This is a genomic window from Enterobacter cloacae complex sp. S1 (genome assembly GCF_014930525.1).
Taxonomy (GTDB): Bacteria; Pseudomonadota; Gammaproteobacteria; order Enterobacterales; family Enterobacteriaceae; genus Enterobacter; species Enterobacter hormaechei_C.
In genome coordinates this window covers 98,601-121,410 of sequence record NZ_JADBRE010000010.1, presented here as the reverse complement: position 1 = coordinate 121,410, position 22,810 = coordinate 98,601, and the positions used below count along the sequence as shown (strand labels likewise).

Annotated in this window: 22 protein-coding genes and 1 riboswitch; of the genes, 9 read left to right on the top strand and 13 right to left on the bottom strand. The window is 57.2% G+C overall.

Annotation, left to right across the window (positions count from 1 at the left end; genetic code table 11):
- Positions 1-119: 119 nt before the first annotated feature.
- The gene (gene yvcK, locus IM290_RS09215; protein ID WP_017384936.1) at positions 120-1,028 is read right to left on the bottom strand and encodes a uridine diphosphate-N-acetylglucosamine-binding protein YvcK; all 909 of its coding nucleotides are present in this window, start codon (positions 1,026-1,028) and stop codon (positions 120-122) included.
- Positions 1,029-1,254: 226 nt separating this feature from the next.
- A riboswitch (molybdenum cofactor riboswitch) is annotated at positions 1,255-1,388 on the top strand.
- Between yvcK and moaA the strand changes: the two genes are divergently transcribed.
- The 6 genes from moaA to IM290_RS09185 all read left to right on the top strand — a co-directional run bounded on the left by moaA (position 1,376) and on the right by IM290_RS09185 (position 4,849).
- Positions 1,376-2,365, top strand: coding sequence for a GTP 3',8-cyclase MoaA (gene moaA / locus IM290_RS09210; protein ID WP_017384935.1), 990 nt, complete (start codon positions 1,376-1,378; stop codon positions 2,363-2,365). (Overlaps the previous riboswitch by 13 nt.)
- 24 nt (positions 2,366-2,389) lie before the next feature.
- Positions 2,390-2,902, top strand: a complete 513-nt coding sequence (gene moaB, locus IM290_RS09205) for a molybdenum cofactor biosynthesis protein B (RefSeq protein ID WP_022647501.1) — start codon at positions 2,390-2,392, stop codon at positions 2,900-2,902.
- 3 nt (positions 2,903-2,905) lie between these two features.
- A complete protein-coding gene (moaC, locus tag IM290_RS09200; protein WP_006809528.1) occupies positions 2,906-3,391 on the top strand; it encodes a cyclic pyranopterin monophosphate synthase MoaC in 486 nt (161 codons plus the stop codon).
- On the top strand, positions 3,384-3,629 hold the full coding sequence (gene moaD, locus IM290_RS09195; protein ID WP_040117401.1) for a molybdopterin synthase sulfur carrier subunit: 246 nt from the start codon (positions 3,384-3,386) through the stop codon (positions 3,627-3,629). The genes moaC and moaD overlap by 8 nt, the downstream gene beginning before the upstream one ends.
- A gap of 1 nt (position 3,630) precedes the next feature.
- A complete protein-coding gene (gene moaE / locus IM290_RS09190; protein ID WP_015571082.1) occupies positions 3,631-4,083 on the top strand; it encodes a molybdopterin synthase catalytic subunit MoaE in 453 nt (150 codons plus the stop codon).
- Between the two features lie 58 nt (positions 4,084-4,141).
- A complete protein-coding gene (locus IM290_RS09185; protein WP_015571081.1) occupies positions 4,142-4,849 on the top strand; it encodes a Bax inhibitor-1/YccA family protein in 708 nt (235 codons plus the stop codon).
- 126 nt (positions 4,850-4,975) lie between these two features.
- Here the strand turns inward: IM290_RS09185 and IM290_RS09180 are convergent, their stop codons facing one another.
- From IM290_RS09180 to IM290_RS09170, 3 genes are read right to left on the bottom strand one after another with little or no spacing between them, the layout of a single operon-like run.
- Positions 4,976-5,938 carry a YbhN family protein gene (locus tag IM290_RS09180; protein ID WP_015571080.1) on the bottom strand — a complete coding sequence of 321 codons (963 nt, stop codon included), beginning with the start codon at positions 5,936-5,938 and terminating at the stop codon, positions 4,976-4,978.
- Positions 5,938-7,176: a cardiolipin synthase ClsB gene (clsB, locus tag IM290_RS09175; protein ID WP_015571079.1), complete on the bottom strand. Its 1,239-nt coding sequence runs from the start codon at positions 7,174-7,176 to the stop codon at positions 5,938-5,940. The genes IM290_RS09180 and clsB overlap by 1 nt, the downstream gene beginning before the upstream one ends.
- Positions 7,173-7,934 (bottom strand): endonuclease/exonuclease/phosphatase family protein, encoded by a 762-nt coding sequence (locus tag IM290_RS09170; protein WP_017384933.1) that lies wholly within the window; start codon positions 7,932-7,934, stop codon positions 7,173-7,175. The genes clsB and IM290_RS09170 overlap by 4 nt, the downstream gene beginning before the upstream one ends.
- 133 nt (positions 7,935-8,067) lie before the next feature.
- Between IM290_RS09170 and IM290_RS09165 the strand changes: the two genes are divergently transcribed.
- Positions 8,068-8,478: a YbhQ family protein gene (locus IM290_RS09165; protein ID WP_003858499.1), complete on the top strand. Its 411-nt coding sequence runs from the start codon at positions 8,068-8,070 to the stop codon at positions 8,476-8,478.
- On the opposite strand, the gene IM290_RS09160 is transcribed toward IM290_RS09165, so the two are convergent.
- From IM290_RS09160 to cecR, 5 genes are read right to left on the bottom strand one after another with little or no spacing between them, the layout of a single operon-like run.
- Positions 8,440-9,546, bottom strand: a complete 1,107-nt coding sequence (locus IM290_RS09160) for an ABC transporter permease (protein ID WP_193041690.1) — start codon at positions 9,544-9,546, stop codon at positions 8,440-8,442. The genes IM290_RS09165 and IM290_RS09160 overlap by 39 nt on opposite strands.
- 57 nt (positions 9,547-9,603) lie before the next feature.
- The gene (locus tag IM290_RS09155) at positions 9,604-10,737 is read right to left on the bottom strand and encodes an ABC transporter permease (RefSeq protein WP_045343735.1); all 1,134 of its coding nucleotides are present in this window, start codon (positions 10,735-10,737) and stop codon (positions 9,604-9,606) included.
- On the bottom strand, positions 10,727-12,466 hold the full coding sequence (locus IM290_RS09150; protein ID WP_193041689.1) for an ATP-binding cassette domain-containing protein: 1,740 nt from the start codon (positions 12,464-12,466) through the stop codon (positions 10,727-10,729). The genes IM290_RS09155 and IM290_RS09150 overlap by 11 nt, the downstream gene beginning before the upstream one ends.
- Positions 12,459-13,454 (bottom strand): secretion protein HlyD, encoded by a 996-nt coding sequence (hlyD, locus tag IM290_RS09145; RefSeq protein WP_193041688.1) that lies wholly within the window; start codon positions 13,452-13,454, stop codon positions 12,459-12,461. The genes IM290_RS09150 and hlyD overlap by 8 nt, the downstream gene beginning before the upstream one ends.
- Positions 13,451-14,128, bottom strand: a complete 678-nt coding sequence (gene cecR / locus IM290_RS09140; RefSeq protein ID WP_193041687.1) for a transcriptional regulator CecR — start codon at positions 14,126-14,128, stop codon at positions 13,451-13,453. The genes hlyD and cecR overlap by 4 nt, the downstream gene beginning before the upstream one ends.
- A gap of 204 nt (positions 14,129-14,332) precedes the next feature.
- Between cecR and rhlE the strand changes: the two genes are divergently transcribed.
- Positions 14,333-15,715, top strand: coding sequence for an ATP-dependent RNA helicase RhlE (rhlE, locus tag IM290_RS09135; protein ID WP_017693771.1), 1,383 nt, complete (start codon positions 14,333-14,335; stop codon positions 15,713-15,715).
- A gap of 97 nt (positions 15,716-15,812) precedes the next feature.
- Positions 15,813-17,990, top strand: coding sequence for an ATP-dependent DNA helicase DinG (gene dinG, locus IM290_RS09130; RefSeq protein WP_193041686.1), 2,178 nt, complete (start codon positions 15,813-15,815; stop codon positions 17,988-17,990).
- On the opposite strand, the gene IM290_RS09125 is transcribed toward dinG, so the two are convergent.
- Genes IM290_RS09125 through IM290_RS09110 form a run of 4 tightly spaced genes read right to left on the bottom strand, consistent with a single transcriptional unit; the run spans position 17,977 to position 22,741 of the window.
- Positions 17,977-18,480, bottom strand: a complete 504-nt coding sequence (locus IM290_RS09125) for a fimbrial protein (protein ID WP_193041685.1) — start codon at positions 18,478-18,480, stop codon at positions 17,977-17,979. The genes dinG and IM290_RS09125 overlap by 14 nt on opposite strands.
- 5 nt (positions 18,481-18,485) lie before the next feature.
- On the bottom strand, positions 18,486-19,475 hold the full coding sequence (locus IM290_RS09120) for a fimbrial protein (protein ID WP_193041684.1): 990 nt from the start codon (positions 19,473-19,475) through the stop codon (positions 18,486-18,488).
- Positions 19,476-19,496: 21 nt separating this feature from the next.
- Positions 19,497-22,040, bottom strand: a complete 2,544-nt coding sequence (locus IM290_RS09115; RefSeq protein ID WP_193041683.1) for a fimbria/pilus outer membrane usher protein — start codon at positions 22,038-22,040, stop codon at positions 19,497-19,499.
- Positions 22,041-22,066: 26 nt separating this feature from the next.
- Positions 22,067-22,741, bottom strand: a complete 675-nt coding sequence (locus IM290_RS09110; protein ID WP_165747237.1) for a molecular chaperone — start codon at positions 22,739-22,741, stop codon at positions 22,067-22,069.
- Positions 22,742-22,810 lie beyond the last annotated feature (69 nt).

Genomic DNA, 22,810 nt, shown 5'->3' with positions numbered 1-22,810 from the left:
TCACCCCAGCCCTCTCCCTTAAGGGAGAGGGGGCCGTCTGTGCAGGCATTATTTTGTGGGGAACCCTCAGCCCTGTGGGAGAGGGCCGGGGTGAGGGCATCAGGCCGCACAAAACGAACCTAACCTAATGCCTGAATCGCCTTCTCCAGCGCCTCGCGCAGCAAATGGCGGTCGTGGCGATATTTAATATCGCTGGCTTCCAGCGGCTCCTGCACCACCACGCGATCGCCAATCCCCGATACATCCACTTTCGGCCCGACCACGACACCATCGATAATTTTCTTACCAACGTACTGTTCCATCAGGTCCAGCTTATCCGCCAGCGACAGGCTTGCCGCCGCCGGGCTGAGTTCGCGGCCTAAATTACCGATATAGACCATGGGCGCAGGCGTTCTGCGGAGCGCCTGCGCCAGCTCTTTCACCAGCAGGATCGGCATCAGGCTGGTATAAAAACTTCCCGGCCCAATCAGGATCAGATCGGCCTCGGCAATCGCTTCTACCGCTTCACGCGTTGCGGGTACGCTGGGGTAGGTCATCAGCTCTTTTGGCGGAAGAAGAAGCTGGTCGATATTCACTTCACCATACACTTCGTGATCGTCGGCATCGATCGCCATTAAATCCACCGGCTGTTCAGACATCGGGATCAGGAATGCATCCACCTTTAACAGGTTACGAATTAAATTGATCGCTTCCAGAGGGCGCACGCTCAGGTGATCCAGCGCCTTTAACATCAGATTTCCAAGGTTATGGCCTGAAAGTTCACCATTTCCGCCAAAACGGTACTCAAACATCGCCGAGGCCACGCTTGGCTCCGTGATAAGCTGGTTGAGGCAATTGCGCATGTCACCCCAGGCAATCCCGCCTTCAGCACGTCGGATCCGCCCGGTTGAGCCGCCGTTGTCCGTTGTTGTCACGATGCCCGTCAGGCGCGAGCCCAGTGACGATAACGACGACATCACTCGTCCCAGACCGTGACCTCCGCCAAGAGCGACCACACGGTCCAGATCCGCAAAAGTGCGATTGCGCATACCTATTCCTTATCCTGTTAAGCTTGCGTCACAGTAACGCAACTACTCCTAAAAGACGATGCCTCTCACAAACCATAATGACGTATATCAATGCGAAAGCGCTGTTTTTGCGTATTCTGTAGTGAAAATGCACGATAACATCGTTATATATAAATTTATATAGCGAAAAGCGACAATGGCGAAGTGGCGATTTCCACGCTACTATCGCCATAACCACGTTTTCAAAACTGAAAACATACACTCTAGCCCTGGCGCCTGTGTCGAGAGATATGGCGCCCTGGCCGTGGCGGATTTGCCACCAGGGTACAGAAAGAAATGACTGTGCCTCCCGATCTGGAAAGGTGTACATGGCTTCACAACTTACTGATGCTTTCGCGCGTAAGTTTTTCTACTTACGTTTGTCGATTACCGACGTGTGTAACTTCCGTTGCACCTACTGCCTGCCCGATGGCTACAAGCCGGGCAGCGTCACCAATAATGGCTTTCTCTCCGTGGATGAAGTACGCCGCGTCACGCGCGCGTTCTCTGAACTTGGCACGGAAAAAGTGCGTCTTACCGGGGGAGAGCCCTCCCTGCGCCGTGATTTCCCTGACATCATTGCCGCCGTGCGTGAAAACGAACGTATCCGCCAGATCGCGGTGACTACCAACGGTTACCGCATGGCGCGTGACGTGGCGAACTGGCGCGATGCGGGGCTGACGGCGATCAACGTCAGCGTCGATAGCCTGGACGCTCGTCAGTTCCACGCCATTACCGGCCAGGATAAGTTCCAGCAGGTGATGGACGGTATCGATGCCGCGTTCACCGCCGGTTTCGACAAGGTCAAAGTCAATACCGTGTTGATGCGTGATGTGAACCACCATCAGCTGGACACTTTCCTGGCGTGGATCAAACCGCGCCGCATTCAACTGCGTTTTATTGAGCTGATGGAGACCGGGGAGGGCAGCGAGCTGTTCCGTCGCCATCATATCTCCGGCATGGTTCTGCGCGACGAACTGCTGAAACGCGGCTGGATCCACCAGATCCGCCAGCGCAGCGATGGCCCGGCGCAGGTCTTTTGTCATCCGGATTATGAAGGCGAAATCGGCCTGATCATGCCCTATGAAAAAGACTTCTGTGCCAGCTGCAACCGCCTGCGCGTCTCCTCCGTCGGCAAGCTCCATCTTTGCCTGTTCGGGGATGGCGGCGTCGATCTGCGCGATTTGCTGGAAGATGACGCCCAGCAGGACGCGCTTGAAGCACGTATTTCCGAGGCGCTGACGCACAAAAAGCAGACCCATTTCCTGCATCAGGGCAACACCGGCATTACTCAGAACCTGTCCTATATCGGCGGGTAATCAGGCTTTAGAAGGAACCAGAAGATGAGTCAGGTAAGCGCGGAATTTATCCCGACACGCATTGCTATTCTTACCGTTTCCGAACGTCGTGGTGAAGAGGATGATACCTCTGGCCACTGGCTGCGCGAGGCGGCACACGAAGCCGGACACCAGATTGTTGATAAAGCGATCGTCAAAGAAAACCGTTACGCCATTCGCGCTCAGGTCTCACAGTGGATTGCGAGCGATGACGTCCAGGTTGTGCTGATCACTGGCGGCACCGGCTTTACCGCAGGCGACCAGGCGCCGGAAGCGCTGCTCCCGCTGTTCGATCGCGAAGTGGAAGGCTTCGGCGAAGTGTTCCGCATGCTCTCCTTTGAAGAGATTGGCACCTCTACGCTTCAGTCCCGTGCCGTCGCGGGGGTGGCGAATAAGACGCTGATCTTCGCCATGCCGGGGTCGACCAAAGCCTGCCGCACCGCGTGGGAAAACATTATTGCCCCGCAGCTGGATGCCCGTACCCGTCCATGTAATTTCCATCCCCATTTAAAGAAATAAGCTATGTCACAACTGACCCACATTAACGCCGCTGGCGAAGCGCATATGGTGGATGTCTCCGCCAAAGCCGAAACGGTGCGCGAGGCGCGTGCTGAAGCGTTCGTCACCATGCTGCCGGAGACGCTGGCGATGATTATCGACGGTAGCCATCACAAGGGTGATGTGTTTGCCACCGCCCGCATCGCCGGTATTCAGGCCGCTAAACGTACCTGGGACCTCATCCCGCTCTGCCATCCGCTGATGCTCAGCAAAGTGGAGGTAAATTTGCAGGCACAGCCGGAGCATAACCGCGTGCGTATCGAGTCCCTGTGCCGCTTAACCGGGAAAACCGGCGTGGAGATGGAGGCGTTGACGGCGGCCTCCGTGGCGGCGCTGACCATCTACGACATGTGTAAAGCGGTACAGAAAGATATGGTGATTGGCCCGGTGCGTCTGCTGGCAAAAAGCGGCGGCAAATCCGGTGATTTTAAGGTGGAAAGCCATGATTAAGGTGCTCTTTTTTGCTCAGGTCCGTGAGCTGGTCAATACCGACAGCCTGACGCTGGACGGCGCTTTCGAAAACGTCGCCGCCCTGCGTGCGCATCTGGCGGCGCAAGGCGACCGCTGGGCGCTGGCGCTGGACGAAGGCAAACTGCTGGCCGCCGTGAATCAGACGCTGGTGGAGTTGACCCACCCGCTGGCCGATGGGGACGAAGTGGCCTTCTTCCCGCCGGTCACAGGGGGTTAAGATGACGGAAACCCGAATTCTGGTCGGCCATGAGCGTTTTAACGTGGGCACGGAATATGACTGGCTGGCCGGGCGCGACGAAGACGGCGCGGTCGTGACGTTTACCGGGAAAGTGCGTAATCATAATCTCGGCGACAGCGTAAAAGCGCTGACGCTGGAGCACTATCCGGGAATGACCGAAAAATCGCTGGCGGCCATTGTGGAAGAGGCGCGAGGCCGCTGGCCGCTGGGGCGCGTTACGGTTATCCATCGCATCGGCGAAATGTGGCCCGGCGAAGAGATAGTGTTTGTCGGCGTCACCAGCGCCCACCGCGGGAGCGCTTTTGCGGCGGGGGAGTTCATCATGGATTACCTTAAAACCAAAGCGCCGTTCTGGAAGCGTGAAGCGACGCCGGAAGGTGAGCGCTGGGTGGAATCGCGCGACAGCGATAAACATGCCGCCAGCCGTTGGTAGTTGGTTTACGCGGATGTGTTACTCTTAACGTGTGTGTTTACTTAATCAGGAGTGAATCATGGACCGATTTCCGCGTTCCGATTCGATAGTTCAGCAGACCCGTAGCGGGCTGCAAACCTACATGGCTCAGGTGTATGGCTGGATGACGGTTGGCCTGCTGCTTACCGCGTTTATCGCGTGGTATGCGGCAAACACGCCTGAACTGATGATGTTTATCTTCTCAAGCAAAATCACCTTCTTTGGGCTGATTATTGCGCAACTGGCGCTGGTGTTCGTGCTCTCCGGGCTGGTGCACAAGCTCAGTGCGGGTATGGCGACCACGCTGTTTATGCTCTATTCGGCGCTGACCGGGCTGACGCTTTCCAGTATTTTCATCGTTTACACCTACTCTTCCATCGCCAGCACGTTTGTGGTGACCGGCGGGATGTTCGGTGTGATGAGCCTGTACGGTTACACCACCAAACGTGACCTGAGCGGCTTCGGCAACATGCTGTTTATGGGGCTGATTGGGATTGTGCTGGCGTCGCTGGTTAACCTGTGGCTGAAGAGTGACGCGCTGATGTGGGCGGTGACCTATATCGGGGTGGTGATCTTCGTGGGCTTAACCGCTTACGACACCCAGAAGCTGAAAAACATCGGTGAACAAATTGATGTTCGCGACAGTTCAAACCTGCGCAAATACTCGATTCTGGGCGCGCTGACGCTTTATCTGGACTTCATCAACCTGTTCCTGATGCTGCTGCGTATCTTCGGCAACCGTCGCTAGTTATTTCCCCCTCACCCTAACCCTCTCCCTCAGGGAGAGGGGATTGCACGGTGCGGGCTTTTCTCCCTCTCCCCGTGGGAGAGGGCCGGGGTGAGGGCATCAGACCGCAGCGCTACCCGACACAACTCACTTCGCCAACATCCTCTCGTTCTTCGCGCGCAGCTTCTTCGCCCGACTCTCCAGCACCAGATAACAGACCGTTGCCAGCGCCAGCGGCAGGAAGTAGTAGATCATGCGGTACGCGAGCAGGGCGGCGATAATCGTCCCGTGAGACACATGCTCCCCCGCAAGCAGCGCGATAAACACCGCCTCCAGTACGCCAATACCCGCCGGAATATGCACAATCACCCCGGCAATACTGCTTACCAGCAGCACGCCCAGCACGAAGAAGTAGTTCACATCTTCGCCAATCAACAGCCAGATAATGGCCCCCATCGCCATCCAGTTGGCGCTGGAAACCACCATTTGCAGGACGGCAAACTTCCATGACGGCAGCACCAGCTTCTGGCCTTTAATGGTCATGTGACGACGTTTGGCAAAGGCGCAGGCCCACAGGTAGGCGGCGATGATCAGCAGCAGTACGATGCCCAGAATGCGCAGGGTAGCCTCATCGATGTACCAGTGCGCAGGCAGTTGCACCACGCCTATGGTGAAAATCACCCCGCCCAGCAGGATATACCCCAGCCAGTTGGTGGTGATGCTTAAGGAGAAAATACGCGTGATGGTGCCGCCGGGTAAGCCAAGGCGGGAGTACAGGCGATAGCGCATACCAATCCCGCCCACCCAGGTGCTCAGCGTCAGGTTAAAGGCGTAGCAGATGAATGACACCAGCATAACCTGCCGTTTGGCAAGCTTATGCCCGCAGTAGGCGCGTCCTAACAGGTCATAGCAGCCGTACATCAGGTAGCTCACAATCACCAGCCCAACGGCCCCCAGCAGGACTGTCCGGTTGTAGTTGCGAATCACTTTCCACACCTCTTCCCAGTCCACCTTCTGGGCATACACCACCAGCAGGACCGCGACGGCAATGAAGAACAGCCAGGTCAGGATTTTTTTCGCCAGCCGCCAGCGAGGATGAGATTTCGACATCAGGTTTTCCCTCCATCTTCCGCCTCTACGCGGTCCTGGGTTTCCATTTCGGGTTGCACAGGCGGATCCACCAGCGCCAGTTTCGGCGTATGCGCGGGCAGCCAGCCCACCATGGCCGGGAAGTGGCGCAGGAAGTGGAACACCACCACGCCGATGCCCACGTTCCACCAGCTCCGTTTCGGCACCATGGACTCATCCACACGCACGCAGTCTTTATTGATAAGACCCTGAAGGTTATCGCGCAGGGTCTGATTAAACTGGCGATCGTGGATGATCAGGTTCGCTTCCAGATTGAGCGATAAGCTCAGCGGATCGAGGTTGCTGGAGCCAACGGTCGCCCAGTGGTCATCCATCACGGCGACTTTGCCGTGCAGCGGGCGGCGGCGATATTCATAGATCTGCACGCCGCTTTTGACCAGATAGCGATAGAGCAGACGCGCGCCGACCTTCACAATCGGCATATCGGGCTCACCCTGCACGATAAGCTTTACGCTCACGCCGCGTCGGGCCGCGTTGCGCATGGCGTGCAAAATCCGGTAACCGGGGAAGAAATAGGCGTTGGCGATAATCACCTCGCGCTTCGCGTTCGCCAGCATCTTCAGGTAATGACGCTCGATATCGTCCCGGTGCTCCTCGTTATCCCGCCAGACGAACAGCGCCTGCGCCTCGCCGGGCTTGCGGTTCTCTTCCGGGCGATGGCGGCGTCGCCACCAGCGGCGTGCGGCCTCTTTGCCGGGTAAGTTTTCCAGCACGAACAGCTGGATGTCCTGAACCACCGGTCCTTCGATACGGATCGCGTAGTCCTGTTTAGCTTCGGGACCGTAATCCGACATATGCTCGGCGGAGTAGTTAATGCCGCCAACGAAGGCCACCGTTTCATCCACCACCACAATTTTGCGGTGCATTCGGCGGAACAGGTTGGTGCGCATGCCGAACAGACGCGGGCCGGGATCGTAATAGCGGAACACCACCCCTGCGGCGGTGAGCTCGTTAACAAATTCGTCGCTGAGATCCGGCGAACCATATCCGTCGAGCAGAACCTCGATTTTTACACCGCGACGGGCGGCATGCAGCAGTGCGCTGTGCAACTGCCTGCCCACGTCGTCTTCAAACCAGATAAACGTTTCGAGAAAGACTTTCTGCTGTGCGTGGCTAATCGCCTCAAAAACCGCCGGATAAAAGTTATCGCCATTTTCCAGCAGCGTAATACGGTTACCTTCCTGCCATGTGCATTTCATAAGTGGATCTCCGCGCTGAGTGGGGCATGGTCGGAGAGATGTCGCCAGTTGAGTAAAGCCAGCGCCGTCGGGCTGCTGGCGTGGGCATTTTTTACGTAGATACGGTCAAGGCGCAGCAGGGGGAAGCGCACCGGAAACGTCCGCGCGGGACGACCGCGTGAGCGGGTAAAGATCTCCTCCAGCCCCGCCTTCACCTTAAGCGGATGGTTGGCCCGCTGTCGCCAGTCGTTGAAATCACCGGCCACCACTACGGGCTCGCCCTCCGGCAGCGCATTGGTCCAGTCTGCCAGCATCTGTAGCTGGGCCTGACGGTGGGCTTCACGCAGGCCAAGATGAACACAGCCCACATGAATGGGAAAATCGAGCGCCGGGGGGGTGATACGACAGTATAACAGCCCGCGTTTTTCGCTCTCGCCAACGGAGACGTCGCGGTTCTCATAATGCTCGATAGGAAAACGCGACAGCACCGCGTTACCGTGATGCCCCTCCGGGTAGACCGCATTGCGCCCATAGGCGTAATCGCTCCACATGGTATCCGCCAGAAACTCGTAGTGGGGCGTGTCGGGCCAGTTTTCGAAATGCATAGGGTGCACTTCGTGCGCGCCCATGACCTCCTGGAGGCAAACAATATCGGCGCTGACGGTGCGTACCGCGTCGCGCAGCTCCGGTAAAATGAAGCGGCGGTTAAATGCTGTGAAGCCCTTATGAATGTTTATCGTCAGCACCTTAAGCGAGAAATGCTGCGTTTTTTTGCTCATAAACACCTTCCTGGGTGACTATCCCGATGAAAATAAAGTGTAGTAGGCGTCACAAAAAGATGCGGCGTTACGGAATTTTCCGTAAAGTGCGGTAGTCTGAATTAGCAGAGAAAAATCCTTCAGGAGAGAAGCCATGAAGTGGCAACAACGCGTTCGTGTCGCAACCGGTTTGAGTTGCTGGCAGATAATGTTGCATTTACTGGTCGTGGCCGTACTGGTGATGGGCTGGATGAGCGGCACGCTGGTGCGTGTCGGCTTAGGGTTATGCGTGGTTTACGGCGTGACCGTGCTGTCGATGCTGTTTTTACAGCGTCACCACGACGCGCGCTGGCGTGAAGTGGGTGATGTGCTCGAAGAGCTCACCACCACCTGGTATTTTGGTGCGGCAATGATCGTCCTGTGGCTGTTGTCACGCGTGTTGCAAAACAACCTGCTGCTGGCCCTGGCGGGTCTGGCTATCCTCGCAGGGCCTGCGGTGGTGTCGTTGCTCACCAAAGAGAAAAAGCTACGCGATGTTTCGTCTAAACATCGCATAGGCCACTGAGCCCGTTGTGGCCGCGATGACCAGTAGCGGCCACAAACTTCCCCACACAATATCCAGACTCGCATCCTTCAGATAGATTTGCTTGGTGATATCCGTGAAGTGACGAATCGGGTTTATCCACGTCAAATCCTGTAACCACATCGGCATGTTCTCCACTGGCGAAACATACCCTGAAAGCAAAATCGCCGGCATCATAAAGACAAACACCCCGATAAACGCCTGCTGCTGCGTTGAGCAGAGTGCGGAAATCAGCAGCCCAAACCCCACCAGCGACAGGCCGTAAATTACCATCGTGAAGTAAAACAGCGCCAGCGATCCGGCAAACGGGATCTGGTACGCCCATATTCCCACCCCCAGCACGATGGTGGCCTGGAACGTCGCGACAATCAGTGCCGGCACCGCCTTGCCGACAAATATCTGCCAGGTGGCGAGCGGTGAGACCAGCAGCTGATCCAGCGTACCTTGCTCACGTTCGCGCGCCACGGACAGCGAGGTGACAATCATCACGCCAATGGTGGTGATCATGGCGATTAATGACGGCACCACAAACCATTTATAGTCCAGGTTCGGGTTGTACCAGTTGCGCACTACCAGCTCGCTGTTGTTGGGTTTGGGTTTGCCCGCCATCAGCTCCTGCTGGTAATCCTTCACCACCTGTTGCAAATAGTTCGCCGCAATCTGGGCGCTGTTGGAGTTACGTCCGTCGAGGATCAGCTGCATCGGCGCGGTCTGGAATGTGTCCAGGTTGCGGGAGAAGTCCGCCGGGAAGCGCACCAGCAATAATGCTTTCTGCGTGTCGATGGTGGGCTGGATCGCCTGCGGGCTTTCCAGAAGCAGGACATGGGTAAAGGCTTTGGCGCGGGCGAAACGCTGCGTCAACTCGACGGAATGCTTGCCGTTGTCTTCGTTGTAAACGGCGATGGTGGCGTTGGTGACCTCCAGCGTGGCGGCAAACGGAAACAGTACAACCTGAAGTAGCACCGGCAGCACCAGAATGGCACGGGTCTGCGGCTCGCGCAGCAAGGATTGCAGCTCTTTGCGGATCAATGTCCATAAACGGTGAAACATCGCGTCGTCCTCCTGTCGGGTGGCGCTTGCGCTTACCCGACCTACAAAATCCGATGGCTAATCTAATCTTCTTTTCGTTTTCATCCACGTCAGCCCGATAAACATCACCGCCGACGCCAGCAAAAACAGGGTGTTGATAATCAGCACCACCGGAATATTTCCCGCCAGGAACAGGCTTTGCAGGGTGCTCACAAAGTAGCGCGCCGGAATGATGTACGTCACGGCGCGGATCACCGCCGGCATACTGTCTATCTGGAAGATAAAGCCGGAGAGCATAATCGACGGCAGGAAGGCGGCATTAAGCGCCACCTGCGCGGCGTTAAACTGGTTGCGGGTGATGGTGGAAATTAACAGTCCCATCCCCAGCGTGCTGAGCAAAAACAGGCTGGTAATAAAGAACAGCAGCACCAGCGAGCCGCGGTACGGCACGCCAAGAATAAATACCGAGACCAGCATACACAGCAGCATCGCCAGCATGCCGAGGAAGTAGTAGGGGATCAGCTTGCAGAGCAGCAGCTCGACGCGCGTCACTTCGGTCGAGAGCAGCGCCTCCATGGTGCCGCGCTCCCATTCGCGGGCGATCACCAGCGAGGTGAGGATCGCGCCAATCACCGTCATGATAATCGTCACCGCCCCCGGAATAATAAAATGCTGGCTGATGGCGGCGGGGTTAAACCAGTAGCGCGTCTGCACGTCAATCAGCGGTTCAAACTCCTCCCCCCGGTCTTCGGCGCGCTGCATCTGCCAGAGCTGCCAGATACCCTCCGCGTAGCCCTGCACGAAGTTGGCGGTGTTCGGCTCGCTGCCGTCGGTGATCACCTGAATTGGCGCATCGGCGCCCGGGCGTGCCATATTGGCGGCAAAATCGACCGGAATGACGATCAGACCGCGAATTTTTCCGGCCTGCATTTTCTGGATCAGTTCCTGCCGGTTGTCGCTGATGGTGGCATCGATGTAGGGCGAGCCGGTCATGGCGTGGGTGAAGTCCAGCGCCTCTTCGCTCTGCTGCTCCAGCAAAATCCCGACCCGCAGCTTGCTGGAGTCGAGGTTAATCCCGTAGCCGAAAATAAACAGCAGCAGCAGGGGGATCACCACCGCAATCAGCCAGCTGCTGGGGTCACGCACAATCTGCCGCGTCTCTTTGACGCACAGGGCGCGCACCCGGCGCCAGGAAAGGGCGTTACTGCGCATGAGTATTCTCCTTATCCCAGTCGTGGATGAGGGTGATAAACGCCTGCTCCATGGTCGGGTCCGGCTGTTCTTCGTCGGCGGCCTGCGCTTTCAGGTCATCCGGCGTGCCGTGGGCAATCAGCTTGCCGCGATAGACCAGCCCGATGCGGTCGCAATACTCTGCCTCGTCCATAAAGTGGGTGGTGACCATCACGGTCACGCCTTTTTCCACCATGCTATTGATATGCAACCAGAATTCGCGGCGGGTGAGGGGATCCACGCCTGACGTAGGTTCATCAAGAAACAGGATATCCGGCTCGTGCATCAGTGAGCAGGCCAGCGCCAGCCGCTGTTTGAAGCCAAGAGGCAGAGCGTCTGTAGCGTGTGAGGCGATATCGGTCAGGCCGAAGGCGTCGCACATGCGACCGATCTTCTCATTCTGTGCCCGTCCCCGCAGGCCATAGACGCCGGAGAAAAATCGCAGATTTTGCTCCACCGTTAGGTTGCCGTAGAGCGAAAACTTCTGCGCCATATAGCCCAGGTGCTGGCGCGCCTTGCCGGAGCTGACTTTGAGATCCATGTTCAGCACCAGCGCTTTGCCGGAGGTCGGTACCAGCAGGCCGCACATCATTTTAAAGGTGGTGGATTTCCCCGCGCCGTTCGGCCCGAGCAGGCCAAATATCTCGCCGCGCTTCACGGCAAAATTGACGTTATCGGTGGCGGCGAAATCGCCGAATTTTTTGGTGAGCGATTTCGCTTCAATGACCGTTTCGCCCGGCGTGCCTTCCACCGTGTGCAGGATGGCGCCAAGCGGTGATTCTGAGGTTCCCGCCCCGCCCAGCAGATCGATAAACGCATCTTCAAAGCGCGGCGCGGTCTCTGTCATGTCGATCTCAGGCATACCCTGCGCACGGCGGATATCGTCGGCGGTAGTCTCTTTTTTGAGGATCACGCGCACCGAACGGCCCTGAATCATCCCGTCGCTCACCTGCGGCAGCTTCAGTACCCGTTGCAGCAGCTTGCGGTTGGACTCCTGCGCGCTGTGCAGCAGAAAACTGCGCCCGGCCATGGTTTGCGTCAGCTCGGTGGGTTCGCCCTGATAGAGCAGTTCGCCTTCATTCATCAGCAGCACGTCGCGGCACTGCTCTGCTTCATCAAGGTAAGAGGTACTCCAGAGGATCAGCATGCCGTCACCCGCCAGCTCGTGCACCATCTGCCACAGCTCGCGGCGGGAAATCGGGTCCACGCCCACGCCGGGTTCATCCAGCAATAGCACCTTCGGTTCGCCCACCAGCGTGCAGGCCAGCCCTAGCTTCTGCTTCATCCCGCCGGAAAGTTTGCCCGCCAGCCGGTCGGTGAACGGGCCGAGGGAGGTAAACGCCAGCAGACGCTGGAAGGTTTTCTGCCGGGTTTCGCCGGTAACGCTGCGCAGATCGGCATACAGATTGAGGTTTTCCATTACCGTCAGATCTTCGTACAGACCAAACTTCTGCGGCATATAGCCGAGCATGCCGTGGAGCGCCGCGTCGTCTTTGATCGGATCGAGGCCAAGCACGCTGGCACTGCCTTCATCCGGCTTCAGCAATCCCGCCAGCATCCGCATCAGCGTGGTTTTACCCGCGCCGTCCGGCCCCACCAGCCCGGTCACATAGCCTTTCTGAATCGTACAATTCAGCGGTGCGACCGCCGGTTTGGCCATTCCCGGGAAGCGTTTGACCAGATTGTTGAGCTGGATAACCGCATCATTCATGTCGTTCCCCGTCGTTTAAGGTCACGGTAACAGGCATGCCCTGACGTAGCGCGTCGTCCGCATCGGTGACGATGATGCGCAAGCGATACACCAGGTCGGTACGCAGGTCCGGGGTTTCAACGGTTTTTGGCGTGAACTCGGCGGTAGGGGAGACGAAGCCCACTTTGCCGTGATACGGCTTGTCCGGGCGACCGTCGGTATAGAGCAGCAGTTCGCGGCCCGGCTGCATCTGGCCAAGATTTGGCTCATCAATGTAAGCGCGCACCCACACCGGACGGGTTAAGGAGAGCGTTAACACGGTGCTGCCCGCGCTGAGCATGCTGCCCGGCTCCACGGCGCGGGTCATCAGCGTGCCGTCAGACGGGGCGATTAACGTGGTGTCGTGCAGATCCAGCTCCGCCTGGGCTAACTGCGCCTGCGCCTGCTCAAGGCTGGCCTTCGCCTGGGCAATGTCCTGCGCACGGTTACCGGTGCGGTACTGGCTTAGCTTATCCTGGGCAGATTTCAGCGTCGCCTGTGCCTGGTCGCGGGATGAGCGCGCGTTTTCCAGGTCGTTGGCGGAAATAGTACGGCTTTTCCATAAGCCTTGCTGACGGTTATAGAAATTCTGCGCATAGTCATAGGCGGCTTTTGCCTGCTTAACGGCAGCGGCCGCCTGGGAGATCTCTTCGTCACGGTAGCCCGCCAGCATCAGGTCGTATTGCGCCTGTGCGACGGCGACGCCTGCTTTTGCCTGCATCAGCGCGTTCTCAAACGGGGCTTTGTCCAGCATTCCCAGCGTCTGCCCGGCTTTGATGGCATCGCCTTCGTCAACGTTCAGCGAGGCCAGCCGTCCGCCGACGCGGAAGCTCATGTTCACGGTGCGGATATCCACGTTGCCGTACAGCGTCAGGCCACGATCCTGCTGGCTCTGATACCACAGCCAGCCACCGATTCCCGCAGCAAGTAACACAACAACCACCAGAATGATGGCGACAGGTTTTTTCATGACTTCTGGCTCCTTTGCGTTAAGCCTTGCAGGATCAGATCAACGTGACAGGTAATGACCTGGCTAATTTGCGCGGCTTTATCCTCATCGAATTGTGTCCAGCCCGTACGTAACAGGATGGTCTCACGCCCCAGACGGAAGGCGAGCACTTCGCCCAGCAGGGCGTGGGTATGCAAAATGGTGTCGGTATCGCTGGCGTCCCGTCCGGTATAGGCGGCGATCAGCCGGGTCAGATGGCTGTGCATCGGGGCGATCACCTGATCGTGCACCAGCTGGTACGCGGCAGTGGGGGAGAGCTGCTCGCGGGAGATAAATTTGCTCAGGTTCAGCGTATCGTCGTGCGTCAGCAGGCGGATCATGTTGTGACAGGCGTTAAGGATCAGCTGGCGGATGGCAGCCCGGTCAGGCTCTGGCTGGCTGAACAGCGCGGTGGCTTCTTCCACGTGTGGGCGAAAGCTGGCGCCGATAAAATCCGCGATCCACTGGGCGCAGGCGAGGTATAAATCCTCTTTTGAGCCAAAATAGTAGGTGATGGCCGCAATATTCTGCCCGGCCTGAGCGGCGATATCCCGCGTGGTGGCATGCAGACCATACTCGCCAAACTGCGCCAGCGCGGCGGCGATAAGCTGACTTTTCGCCTGTTCGCCTTTGGTTGTCGTTGGGGTTGTATTCATAGCAGCATTAAAAATTAATCAATCGATTGATTAAGATTATGCCTGATTTGCGCAAACGTCGAGTCATCGCCGGGGATATTTTATGCGCCACGTCACAAAAGCTGCTACACTCCGCTCCTTCGCGACATTGTGGTTTTTGTCCTTCTATTCGTTATATCTCCCTGAAAACTACACCTGTGATGGTCGGGGCGGTTCGGAGTTTTTATGTCTTTTGATTCCCTTGGTCTGAACCCGGAAATTCTGCGCGCCATCGCAGAGCAGGGCTACGTTGAGCCAACCCCTATCCAGCAGCAGGCCATTCCGGCCGTTTTGCAGGGCCGTGACCTGATGGCAAGCGCGCAGACCGGTACCGGTAAGACCGCAGGCTTTACCCTGCCGCTGCTGGAGCTGTTGGTAAAAAACCAGCCGCACGCCAAAGGCCGTCGTCCGGTGCGTGCGCTGATCCTCACCCCAACCCGCGAACTGGCGGCCCAGATTGGCGAGAACGTGCGTGAATACAGCCGCTACCTCAACATTCGTTCGCTGGTGGTTTTCGGCGGGGTAAGCATTAACCCGCAGATGATGAAGCTGCGCGGCGGCGTGGACGTGCTGGTGGCAACGCCGGGGCGTCTGCTGGATCTGGAACACCAGAACGCGGTGAAGCTCGATAACATCGAAATTCTGGTGCTGGACGAAGCCGACCGTATGCTGGATATGGGCTTCATCCACGATATTCGCCGCGTGCTGGCGAAGCTGCCGACGCGTCGTCAGAACCTGCTCTTCTCGGCAACCTTCTCCGACGAGATCAAGGCACTGGCGGAAAAGCTGCTGCATAACCCGCTGGAAGTGGAAGTCGCGCGCCGCAATACCGCCTCCGAGCAGGTGACGCAGCACGTGCACTTTGTGGATAAGAAGCGCAAGCGGGAACTGCTCTCCCAGATGATCGGCCAGGGCAACTGGCAGCAGGTACTGGTCTTTACCCGCACCAAGCACGGCGCTAACCACCTGGCGGAACAGCTGAATAAAGACGGTATTCGCAGCGCGGCGATCCACGGCAACAAGAGTCAGGGTGCGCGTACCCGCGCGCTGGCTGATTTTAAATCCGGCGACATACGTGTGCTGGTGGCAACCGACATCGCCGCCCGTGGCCTGGACATTGAAGAGCTGCCGCACGTGGTGAACTATGAGCTGCCAAACGTGCCGGAAGACTACGTGCACCGTATCGGCCGTACCGGCCGTGCGGCGGCAACCGGGGAAGCGCTCTCTCTGGTCTGCGTGGATGAACACAAGCTGCTGCGCGACATCGAACGCCTGCTGAAGAAAGAGATCCCGCGCATTGAGACCCCGGGTTATGAAGTGGACCCGTCGATCAAAGCTGAGCCAATTCAGAACGGTCGTCAGGGCGGCGGTCGCGGTCAGGGCGGCGGTGGTCGCGGTCAGCAGCCGCGTCGTGCCGAAGGTGGCGCGCCGAAATCTTCGGGCAAACCGCCGCGTCGTAATAACGACAGCAAACCAGCCGGTGAAAACCCGTGGCGTAGCGGCGAAGGGAAACCGGCAGGCGAGGGGCAGCGCCGACGCCGCCCGCGTAAACCTGCTAACCCGCAGTAATCTGGAAGCCCGGTCGTAAAGCCGGGCTTTTCTTTTTGCGGCAGCGGAGAGAAAGTGCCACAATAGTGGCTGTTTATACAGTATTTCAGGTTTTCCGATGGCTTTAACCGCTGCGCTCAAGGCGCAAATTGGCGCATGGTATAAGGCGCTACAACAGCAGATCCCCGATTTTATCCCCCGAGCCCCGCAGCGGCAGATGATTGCCGACGTGGCGAAAACGCTCGCCGGGGACGACGGGCGACATCTGGCGATTGAAGCCCCGACCGGCGTCGGGAAAACCCTGTCGTATCTCATTCCCGGCATTGCCATCGCGCGGGAAGAAGACAAAACGCTGGTGGTCAGTACCGCTAACGTGGCCTTGCAGGATCAGATCTTCAGCAAAGATTTGCCGCTGCTGCGCAAAATTATCCCCGATTTACGGTTCACCGCCGCCTTTGGTCGCGGGCGCTACGTCTGCCCGCGCAATCTGGCGGCGCTGGCCAGCAGTGAACCCTCCCAGCAGGATCTGCTCGCGTTTCTTGATGACGAGCTGACGCCAAACAACAAGGCGGAGCAGGAGCAGTGCGCAAAGCTAAAGGCCGATCTCGACGGCTACAGGTGGGACGGCCTGCGGGATCACACCAGCCAGGCGATCGGCGACGACCTGTGGCGCAGGCTCAGCACCGATAAAGCGAGCTGCCTGAACCGCAACTGTCACTACTATCGCGAGTGCCCGTTCTTTGTCGCCCGGCGTGAGATTCAGGAAGCGGAGGTGGTTGTCGCCAACCATGCGCTGGTGATGGCTGCCCTGGAGAGTGAAGCGGTCCTGCCGGAGCCCAAAAACCTGCTGCTGGTGCTGGATGAAGGTCATCATCTGCCCGACGTGGCGCGGGATGCGCTGGAGATGAGCGCGGAAATTACCGCCCCGTGGTTTCGCCTGCAACTCGATCTGTTCTGCAAGCTGGTGGCAACCTGCATGGAGCAGTTCCGCCCGAAAACCACGCCGCCGCTGGCGGTCCCGGAGCGGTTGAGCGAGCACTGTGAAGAGGTGTACGGCCTCATCTCCTCGCTGAATAACATCCTTAACCTGTATCTTCCCGCCACCCAGGAAGCGGAACACCGCTTTGCGATGGGGGAGTTGCCGCAGGAAGTGATGGAGATTTGCCAGCAGCTGGCGAAGCACCTTGAAAAGCTGCGCGGGCTGGCGGAGATGTTCCTGAACGATCTAAGCGAGAAGACCGGTACCCATGACGTGGTGCGTTTGCACCGCATTCTGCTGCAAATGAACCGTGCGCTGGGCATGTTTGAGGCGCAGAGCAAACTCTGGCGGCTGGCCTCGATGGCGCAGGCATCCGGGGCGCCAGTGACAAAGTGGGCCACCCGCGAAGTGCGAGACGGGCAGGTACATCTGTTCTTCCACTGCGTGGGCATCCGCGTGGCCGATCAGCTGGAAAAGCTGATCTGGCGCAGCGTGCCGCACGTGGTAGTGACGTCGGCGACCCTGCGTTCCCTGAACAGCTTCTCAAGGTTGCAGGAAATGAGCGGCCTGAAAGAGAAAGCGGGGGACCGTTTTGTGGCCCTGGACTCGCCGTTCAACCACTGTGAGCAGGGCAAGCTGGTGATCCCGCGCATGAACTATGAGCCGCTTATCGATAACGAAGAGCAGCATATTGCGGAAATGGCGGCCTACTTCCGCGAGCAGGTTGAGAGTAAAAAATACCCCGGCATGCTGGTGCTGTTTGCCAGCGGCCGCGCGATGCAACGCTTCCTGGAGCACGTCACCGATCTGCGCTTACTCCTGCTGGTGCAGGGCGATCAGCCGCGCTATCGGCTGGTGGAAACCCACCGTAAACGCATTGATAACGGCGAGCGCAGCGTGCTGGTGGGGTTACAGTCCTTTGCGGAAGGGCTGGATTTAAAAGGCGACTACCTGACGCAGGTGCATATCCATAAAATCGCTTTTCCGCCCATCGACAGCCCGGTGGTGATCACCGAAGGCGAATGGCTGAAAAGCCTTAACCGTTATCCGTTTGAAGTGCAAAGCCTGCCTGCGGCGTCGTTTAACTTGATCCAGCAGGTCGGGCGCTTGATCCGTAGCCACGCCTGCTGGGGCGAGGTGGTGATTTATGACAAACGTCTGCTCACCAAAAACTACGGCCAGCGGCTGCTGAATGCGCTGCCGATCTTCCCGATTGAGCAGCCAGAAGTGCCGGAGGTAAAAAAACGCCCGGCAAAACCTTCTGCCGGGCGTACAAAAAGCATCCGTGCAAAGAGGCGCGGTCCTACTGGTAAGTGAATGTCACCTGAATCACGCTGCTGAACGTGCCGGCAGTGACGGGCATTGAGGTGGCGTAGTAACGTGCGGACAGAGGAAAGGTTGCCGTGTGGTCGCTCGGATTGATGGCGGCGTTAAAGGCGGCCTGCGGGGCAATCAGTATTTTGTCCTGTCGGTCTGCCAGCTCCAGCGCCAGTCCCTTTGCGCTACCGATATTGGCAAATTTGGTCGGATGCACGCTGTCTGCCTGGCCATAGAAAAAGGCCGTGGCAAGTGCTAGCGTGGCTGGGCAGTGCGATACTGACAGGGAAAAGTCTTTCCACTCGCCGGTATCCCCCACGTCTTTAAAACTGCCCGATACCGCCTGGCCTAAGTCCACCGTCAGGTTGCGGCTGGCGCTGTCAATGACGCAGGTATTGGCGTAAATATTTCCCGTCATCTGGATCTGAATGTCGTCTGCCTGGGCCTGGGCCAGTAAGCCCACCGCCAGAAACGCGATTGTCTTTTTCATGTCGGTTACTTATAGGCGAGAGTGATGGTTGCTACGGTGTTGGCGGGGCCGGGCGTCACCACATCGCTGGTCTGCTCGTAGCGAACCTGAAAGGGGATATCCAGCGTTTCATTGGCAACGGCCTGGCTTTGGGTGTTGACGTAGGTGTCAAAGGTCGCGATATGGTCATCAAACAGCATTCTTACCCCGACGCCCGTTGCCATGCCCGTCTGCTTCGTCAGTTTGATCACTCCCTCAAATGCCGTTTCGTACCCGTTAGCACTGGTGATTTTTAGCTCAGGCTGAACGGTTGTGTCACAGTTAACGGTGATATTAAACGTCTGAGCGGGGCTGGATAAAAAACCCACGCTCATAAAATCACTAACGGGAAAATCGCCCAAATTAACGGTGAGATTTTTTGGCGAAACAGAGCAGGTGACCTGATGCAAAATGACGTTACCTGCATACGCAATATGGTTAGGGCTGCCGATCCCTTCATGGCCAAAAACGCCAATGCCGAATTCGGTCTGAGACTGGATCAGCGTGCCGGATGTCACGGCGTCGCTTGTTTTCACCAGTTCAAGCGTGACGTCAAAGTTAAACGACTGTGTGCCATCGGTAGAAACATAGGCAACAGGCGTTCCGCGTGAATCGCACTGTACTCCGCCTGCTCCGCTGATTCGCTGACCCTGATCGTTCATTAGTGCGACCCCAATCCCCGGTACGCCGGAATCATAAACGCCCCTGAGCCCAGGAATTTCCGCTCCGGTGCCGTAGTAGCAGGAAACAATTTCCAGACCGCTGTCGATACCCTGATCGCAGTGCCCGGCAACATGAACGCTTTGCTCTGTACCCGGGATAGTTGCGCCAACGGCCAGCGTCGTCGGGACAGAGATGGAGGCCACGTTAATCATTTTGGGCAGATCCGGCGTGGTGCAGGTCGCCTTCGCATGCGGCATAAATAACGCGGCGGTCCCCAAAACCAGTAATAAAAAGCACTGTTTAATCATTTGCATAATCGTTAGCCTGAACGGTAATCAATGACACTGCGCGGCAGCGTTAATGATGCTGGTTTTCTCTTTCTCATCCGTTAGCGCATAGTCAGCGACGCAGTGCTCGCTCGCCTCCTGTCCCCAGGAAACGTTGAGATGCCCTTGCTGTGGCAGACCCGAGAGGTAAGTCTGGCCGTCATTTCCGACAATAAATTCGCTGTCCTTATCCCCGGTGGTGACCGTTGCGCCGAAGGGCAGCGGTTTACCATTTTGTGTAAGCGTCATCAGGACCCGGTTACCCACGCGGGTAGTAAAGCTGGCGCGCACCACGGCCCCGCGGGTTGGCGTCTCAATTTGCGCCGCGTGGGTGACATCGGCATCCTCCGGCAGCGTTTCGGTATCCAGTGCGATGGTGTTATGGCGATACGCGGTCACGAACGGCACGACGGTATAGCCGCGGAAGTCAGTCTCCACGCCTGTCTGGTTGATGATATGGGTGCCGTGCGTACCTGGCGCCTTCACCAGTGCGATGGTTTCACCGAGTGGCTGGCTCAGGGTTATCCCGTTAGCATGGGCAACCGCGCCGCCCTGCAAACCAACGTTCAGGGTCTGCTGATACTTATCCTGACTGACGCCTGCGCTCACTTCGCCGTATGTCGCTTTGTAATCGGCGTTGATGCTGGTGGAGTTACCGCTGCCGGTACTGCTGAGCCCTTCCTGGATATTCCAGTTCAGGTTGTCATCTTTCAGCGCCGTACCGTTCAGGCCGATGTTCTGCGTGGTGCCGTCTTTGGTGTTGTTCAGGTTGTACGTGGCCCAGGTATTATGCATCCAGCGATCCAGCGGAACCGAAACGCTCAGCGAGAACTGGTTGTCGTTTGTTACCTCATTACCGTCTTCATCGCTGTCGTGGGTGTTTTTGTTCATGCTGTAGCTGAGGCTGTAGCTCACGCCGTGCCAGCTGTTGTTGTAGCTGACGCTCAGGGAGGTCATGTTCTGGCTCTGGCTCCAGTAAGTTTCCTTCACCATGCTCAGCGTGACCGACCCCCAGCCTTCTGGCAGCATCTGGTCAACGGTGGCTTCTGTACGGGCGCGGCGCTGCTGGGGAGCAGACCAGTCGTCGGCGCGGGTATACGACTCCATGGTGTCGTCCAGGGTGTAAAACCCCTTGCTGTTATAGCGATAGCCCGCAAGCGAAAAGTTGGTGCCTGAACCGGCGAAATCTTTGCTGTAGCGTACGCGCCACGACTGGCCCTTGCTGGACTGCTGTTTATTCAGCAGGGCTCTGGCGCGCGTCACGTCAATGGAGAACGCCCCCAAATCGCCCATGTTTTTCCCGGCGCCTATCGCCTGTGACTGATAATGGCTGCTCTGCTGCACGCCACCGTAGGCCGTGAAGCCGTGAGGTAAACCGTAGATGGCGCTTCCCTGGGCAAACGGGGTCTTTTCAACGTCTTTGTCATAAGAGCGATAACGTCCGGCGGTTACGCTGTAGCGCAGGTTTTTTTCACGCTGCAATACCGGCACGGAGGCAAACGGCACGACGAAATGACTTTCGCTGCCGTCAGTTTCTTTCACCGTGACCTGGAGGTCGCCGCTGCTGCCGGTGGGGTAGAGGTCGTTAATTTCGAATGCGCCCGGCGCGACCGTGTTCTGATAAATCACGTACCCGTTCTGGCGGACCATCACCAGCGCGTTACTGTGGGCGGTGCCGCGAATAATAGGGGCATAGCCTTTTTCGCTGTCCGGCAGCATGTCGTTGTCGGATTTCAGCTCCACGCCGGTGTAGGGGACGCTGTCAAAAACGTCGGAAGGTGAAGTGCTTTGCCCCACCGTCACGTCACTTTTCATCGCCACAATATCGCGTTGCGCATAGGTATAAACGGAGGTAAATTTCTGTTCCTCCTCGTTACCCGTGGTGCTGCGATTCCAGGTGGAGTAGTTACGAACGCGCCATGCCCCGAGGTTGAAGCCGGGACGCAGGTTAACGTACTGGCTGCTGCTATCCTCTTCACCCTGCTGGCGCGCATGGCTCTGGCTGGCGTTGACGCTGTAATTAAGCAGGCCCGCGTTGATCCCTTCGTCAAACTCTTTCGGGTCGATGTAACCGCGTGGCACCTGTCCGAGCGCCTTTTGCGGAATGCTCAGCAGCAGCTGCTGATTGCGCACGCGAAAGGTCGCGGATGCCGAAGGGATGGCGTGTAGATCGGCGCACTGACCTTCTGCCCTCAGCTGCGGATATTTTTGCGTTTTGATCCCGAGGCTCTTTAATTCGTCCAGTGTAAAACAGGGCTGAAGCGTGCTGGTTCCCTGCCGATCGTTAACTACGTTAAAGGTCACGTCACGGGTATCAATTTTATTGTTATTGATAAATACCGCGGCCTGATATTTACCAGGCGCCTGACCGGGACCTTTTTCATAGACAGACAGATCGGTCTTTTCCTGCTGCGGGTTATCAATGTCCAGCAGAGCAGGGTTAAAATAATCATCAGCCAAAACCTGCTGCGCAAAGATCGCCATTGCCAGGCAACAAAAAGTCATCAGCAATGACGAAAATCGGCAGGTGAACGGCTTTTTATGGCTGTACATGATGATTTTATTACCGGGCAATATTATTAATGAACGGGTTTAGACCATGTCTGGCTGATGCTGCCGTAATCCGTAATAATGGAATACGCGACGGTCGAGCCTCCGACATTGCCAGGTAAAGCAAAATGCGTTTCAGTTTTCGGCACAGCCCAGGTGGCTTTCGTAATTTTCTGACCATTCAGGGTGACGGCCTGAAAATTCATATAGAAAGGCGTGGGATTGTTCACCACTAAATCATTCCCTTCGCGATGCCATTCAAGTTTATCGGCCATATCTTCTGGTTTGCCTTTTACCGCTGACGGGCGATAGAGCAATTTAATTCGGGTGTTAATGGCAATTTGCAGCGTATTTACGCCTTCAACATGCTTTGAGGAAGGGATCGCTTTAATATTCAGCCAGTACAGAGATTCCCTGTCTTCCGGTAAATTTCCTCCCGTACGCACCACGCGCAGGACGTTATCCTCTTTCGCATCCAGTCGGAAAAGCGGCGGGGTGATCAGGAACGGGGCTTTGGCCAGGTTTTTACCGCCGGAATCGACCCAGGACTGCACCAGATAATCTGTGGTATCTGGATTTGAAAGACCAAGAGATGATTCCTTTTTATCGCCCTGATAGACCAGACGGGTGCCATTGATCACGACACCCGCCTGTGCCGAGGCCGCTACCAGTAAAAGAGTGCTCAGTAAATAACCGTGGCGCATAAAAATTTCTCAATAAATAGAAGAGATATTAATGCCCGCAAGAGCATTAATATCTCAGGATTGATAAGA